At 66.1% G+C, this 4,984-nt stretch carries 5 protein-coding genes; 3 read left to right on the top strand and 2 right to left on the bottom strand.

Features of this window, described 5'->3' with window-relative positions:
* The first annotated feature begins 170 nt into the window (after positions 1-170).
* Complete coding sequence (locus VF662_RS02725) at positions 171-1,001, top strand: alpha/beta hydrolase (protein WP_464137413.1); 831 nt, start codon at positions 171-173, stop codon at positions 999-1,001.
* A 104-nt stretch (positions 1,002-1,105) separates the two neighbouring features.
* On the top strand, positions 1,106-2,170 hold the full coding sequence (recA, locus tag VF662_RS02730; protein WP_464137415.1) for a recombinase RecA: 1,065 nt from the start codon (positions 1,106-1,108) through the stop codon (positions 2,168-2,170).
* A gap of 49 nt (positions 2,171-2,219) precedes the next feature.
* On the opposite strand, the gene VF662_RS02735 is transcribed toward recA, so the two are convergent.
* Positions 2,220-3,497 (bottom strand): multidrug effflux MFS transporter, encoded by a 1,278-nt coding sequence (locus tag VF662_RS02735; protein ID WP_464137417.1) that lies wholly within the window; start codon positions 3,495-3,497, stop codon positions 2,220-2,222.
* Positions 3,498-3,613: 116 nt separating this feature from the next.
* On the opposite strand from VF662_RS02735, the gene VF662_RS02740 reads away from it, so the two are divergent.
* Positions 3,614-4,237: a glutathione S-transferase family protein gene (locus tag VF662_RS02740; RefSeq protein ID WP_464137420.1), complete on the top strand. Its 624-nt coding sequence runs from the start codon at positions 3,614-3,616 to the stop codon at positions 4,235-4,237.
* Here VF662_RS02740 and VF662_RS02745 read toward each other — a convergent pair.
* Positions 4,238-4,984, bottom strand: a 747-nt coding sequence (locus tag VF662_RS02745) for a dicarboxylate/amino acid:cation symporter (RefSeq protein ID WP_464137423.1), incomplete at its 5' end; no start/stop codon positions are given.

Consider the following 4,984-nt stretch of genomic DNA (forward strand, 5'->3'; position numbering starts at 1 on the left):
GGACCGGCTGAACGAGAAGGGCATCCCCTTCATTCTCGCCACCGGCGGCCACATCTCGCCGCCGCCGCCCGAGCACGCCGAAGCGACGGTGCTCGCCAAGCCCTATACGATCGACGCGATCGAACCGGCCCTGAGCGCCGCTTGCGGCGCCAAGGCCTGAGCTTCGGCCCATGTGGGCCCTGAAGCTCCTCCTTCTCCTCGGCCTCGTCTACGCGGCGATCCTGATCGCCTTCTTCTTCGCCCAGACCGCGCTCATCTTCCCGGCGCGGGCGGTATGGGACGCCGGGCCGCTTCCGCCCGGCTCGGAGCGGCTGGAACTCGATACTGCCGACGGCAACCGGCTGCACGGAGTCCACATCCCACCGCGCGCCAGGAGCGGCACCGAGCGCCCCGTCATTCTCGGTTTCGCCGGCAATGCGTGGAATGCCGAAGATTGTGCTTCGTACCTCCACGGCGTCTATCCCCACGCCGACATCGTCGCCTTCCACTATCGCGGCTACCGGCCAAGCACCGGCAGCCCGGGCGCAGCGGCCTTGCTGGCCGATGCTCCGCTGATCCACGATTTCGTCTCCGAACGGTTCGGCGGCCGCCCGATCGTCGCGGTCGGGCTGAGCATCGGCTCCGCCGTCGCAGCGCACCTCGCGAGCCGCCGCAAGATCGCCGGAGCGATCCTCGCAACGCCGTTCGATTCGCTCGCCGCCGTCGGCCGCGGCCATTATCCCTGGCTTCCCGTCGGCCTCTTCCTCCGCCACCGGATGAACCCGGCCGAGGACCTAAGCAGCTCCCACGTGCCGGTGGCGCTGATCGTCGCCGGCAATGACACCCTCATCCCGCCCGCCCGTGCGCAGGCGCTGGCGGCGGCCGTTCCCAACCTCGTCTTCAACCGCACGGTCGAAGGCGCCACCCACAACGACATCTACCAGCGCTCGGCCTTTCAGCAGGCAATGGACGATGCTCTTGCCGCGATCGAACGGGCGGAGGACCGCGCTTCCGCAAAATAGGATGCGGAATAGGATGTTTCCTACTTGTTCCGGCGGAACAGATGCGGTACATGGCTACTCATGCGTTGAACGAACGGCGCGGGCAATCTACGAGGAGCTTGGCCATGGTGGCATCTCTCAAAGTCGTTGGATCTTCAGACAACATGGACAAGCAAAAGGCGCTCGATGCAGCGCTCGCCCAGATCGACCGCGCCTTCGGCAAGGGCTCGGCGATGAAGCTCGGATCGCGCGAGGCGATGCAGATCGAGGCGATCTCGACCGGCTCGCTTGGGCTCGACATCGCGCTCGGCATCGGCGGCCTTCCGCGCGGCCGGATCGTCGAAATCTATGGGCCGGAGAGCTCGGGCAAGACGACGCTCGCGCTCCACGCCATTGCCGAGGCGCAGAAGAATGGCGGCACCGCGGCCTTCGTCGATGCCGAGCACGCGCTCGACCCGGTCTATGCCAAGAAGCTCGGCGTCAACATTGATGAGCTGATCGTCTCGCAGCCCGACACGGGGGAGCAGGCGCTCGAGATCACCGACACGCTCGTCCGCTCGAACGCGATCGACGTTCTCGTCGTCGATTCGGTCGCCGCGCTCGTTCCGCGGGCCGAGATCGAGGGCGAGATGGGCGACAGCCATGTCGGCCTCCAGGCCCGCCTGATGAGCCAGTCGCTTCGGAAGCTCACCGGCTCCATCTCCAAGTCGCGCTGTCTCGTCATCTTCATCAACCAGCTCCGGATGAAGATCGGCGTCATGTACGGCAATCCGGAGACGACGACCGGCGGCAATGCGCTCAAATTCTACGCCTCCGTCCGCCTCGACATCCGCCGCACCGGCCAGATCAAGGACCGGGACGATATCATCGGCAACACGACGCGGGTGAAGGTCGTCAAGAACAAGGTCGCGCCGCCGTTCAAGCAGGTCGAGTTCGACATCATGTACGGCGAAGGCGTGTCGAAGATCGGCGAAGTGCTCGATCTCGGCGTCAAGGCAGGCCTCGTCGAGAAATCGGGCGCCTGGTTCAGCTACGATTCGATCCGGATCGGGCAGGGCCGCGAGAATGCGAAGAACTATCTGCGCGACAATCCGGAGCTCGCCCAGCGGCTCGAGGCGGCGATCCGCGGCAAGACCGAGGAAGTGGCCGAAGCCCTGATGACCGGGCCGAGCGCCGACGACGATCTGTAGGGAAGTCCCTCGCGTTCGAAGGCTCCTGGGTGTGACCCTAGTGTGAACTTCAGCCGGGCCGGGCGGCGGTTTCCTGAACCTCCACCTCGGCCCGGTCGTGCGTGTCCTCGGCGGGTGGACGGTTGGCCCAGAAGGCGATCGCAAGCGCCGAGGCGCCGCACAGGGTGAAGCCGAGGAGGAATGGCAGGGTCGTCCCGTTGAACTGCTGGCCGATCGTGAAGCCGATCAGCGCTCCGCCGATGGTCGTGATCGTGCCCTGCACCGACGAAGCGGTGCCGGCGATATGGCCGAGCGGCTCCATCGCAAGCGCGCCCGAATTGGCGCCGATCAGGCCGAAGAAGGACATGGTCGCCGCCTGCATGACGACGAACATCCAGATGCTCTCGCCCATCGCCTCGGCCGCGGCGAGATGGATGAAGGCGACGCCGGTGAAGGCGGAAAGGGCGATCAGAAGCAGCCGCCGCGATCCGAACCGCATCACCAGCCGCGAGTTCGCATAGGAGCTGAACGCCATCGGCCCCGCGATGCAGGCGAAGACGATGCCGATCAGCTCGGGGCGGCGAAAGACATCGAACACGATCTGCTGGATCGAGTTGATGAAGGCGAACAGCGCGCCCATCAGCAAGGTCTGAGCGACCGTGTTGCCGATCGACTGGCGGATCCTCAGCGTCTCCAGCGCCGCCTCCCGGATCGCTCCCAGCGACAGCGGCCGCCGGTGCCCGGGCGCAAGCGTCTCCGGCAGCCGGATGAGGGTCCAGAGCGCGAGCATGCCGCCATAGACGGCGAGGATGATGAAGATGTGCCGCCAAGTCGAAAAGGCCAGCATCCCCTGGCCGAACGAGGGCGCAAGCACCGGCACGATCATGAACACGATCATCACGATCGACATGATCCGAGCCATTCCGGATCCGGCGTAGCGGTCGCGGATGACGGAGACGACGAGCACCCGCGTCGATGCCGCGGCGACGCCCTGCATGGTCCGGGCCGCAAGCAGCAAGGTGAAGCTCGATGCGATGCCGGAGAGAAGCGCGAAGACGGCGTAGAGGACGAGGCTGATCACGAGCAGGCCCTTCCGCCCATAGCGGTCCGAAAGCGGGCCATAGATCAGCTGCGCAACGCCGAAGCCGAGCAGGTAGACGGTAATCACCAGCTGCCGGCGATTCTCCTCCAGAACCCCCAGGGCGTCGCCGATCGCGGGAAGCGCGGGCAGCATCGAATCGATCGCGAGCGCGTTCGAGGCCATCAGCGCCGCCATCAGCGCAACGAACTCGCGCATCCCGGGGCCGCTCCACGGCTTTGCCTCAACCTGCGCCACGCGGTCGGCCATCAAACTCGCTTTCGTTTTCGGAGGGGTGTCGGTGCCGGACGAAGTGGGACAAGGGAAGTTCCATTTCAACCTTGGCGCGGCTCTGTGTTAGCGGCGGCGGGCCAGCGGGAGAGCCCATGATCATCGTCCATCATCTCGAAAATTCGCGCTCGCAGCGCGTGCTGTGGCTGCTTGAGGAGCTCGGGCTCGACTACGAGGTCCGCCGCTACGAGCGCGATCCCAAGAGCATGCTCGCGCCGCCGGAGCTCAGGAAGGTGCACCCGCTCGGCAAGTCGCCGGTGATCGACGACAATGGCTGCATCGTCGCCGAGACCGGAGCGATCGTCGAATATCTCGTCGACAAGGCGGGCGGGAAGCTCGGCGCTCCTGGCAACCGGGACGATTTCCTCCGCTACCGCCAGTTCCTCCATTATGCGGAGGGCTCGATGATGCCGCCTCTGCTCGCCTTGCTTGTGGTCGGCCGCCTCGGCATCCTCGGCAAGCCTGCAAAGGCGCCGGTCCAGAAGATGCTCGACACCCACCTCGACTGGCTCGAGACCGAGCTCGGCAGCCGCGACTGGTTCGCCGGGGACGCCTTCACCGCCGCCGACATCATGATGAGCTTTCCGCTCGAAGCGTCGCGCGCCCGCGGCGGGCTCGATGGGAGCCGGCCCAACCTCACCGACTGGCTGGAGCGGATCCACGCCCGCCCCGCCTACGGAGCCGCGCTCGCGCGGGGCGGCCCCTATGCCTATGCCTGACTAGAAGGGTTCGTCGCCGGGCCGGGGCGGCGGCACGTGCGCGGGCGCCTTTGCGGGCTCGATCTCCGCCGGCTCGAGAGGGTCGAGCTGGCCTTCCCACTTGGCGACCACCACGCTCGCCACCGCATTGCCGACCACGTTGGTGGCCGACCGGCCCATGTCGAGGAAGTGGTCCACGGCCAGGATCAGCAGCAGGCCCGCCTCGGGAATATTGAACTGCGCAAGCGTCGCGGTGATCACCACCAGGCTCGCCCGCGGAACGCCGGCCACGCCCTTGGACGTGATCATCAAAGTCAGCAGCATCAATATCTGCGTGCCGAGGCTGAGCTCGATGCCATAGGCCTGTGCGACGAAGATCGACGCGAAGGTCATGTACATCATCGACCCGTCGAGATTGAACGAATAGCCGAGCGGAAGCACGAAGCTGGCGATGCGAGGCGGCACTCCGAAGCGGTCGAGTGCCTCAAGCGTGCGCGGGTAGGCGGCTTCCGACGAGGCGGTCGAGAAAGCCAGCACGATCGGGTCGCGGATATAGCGGACGAGGAGTCCTGTGCGGCTGCCGACGATCAGGAAGCAGACGCCGATCAGCAACGCCCACAGGATGACGAGGCCGATATAGAAGCTGCCCATGAAATAGCCGAACGTGCCGAGGATGCCGAGGCCGCGTTGGGCGACGGTCGCAGTCACCGCGGCGAAGACGGCGACGGGGGCGAATCGCATCACATAGTCGGTGATCTGGAGCATCAC

The sequence above is a fragment of the Allosphingosinicella sp. genome (genome assembly GCF_036387215.1).
Lineage (GTDB): Bacteria > Pseudomonadota > Alphaproteobacteria > Sphingomonadales > Sphingomonadaceae > Allosphingosinicella.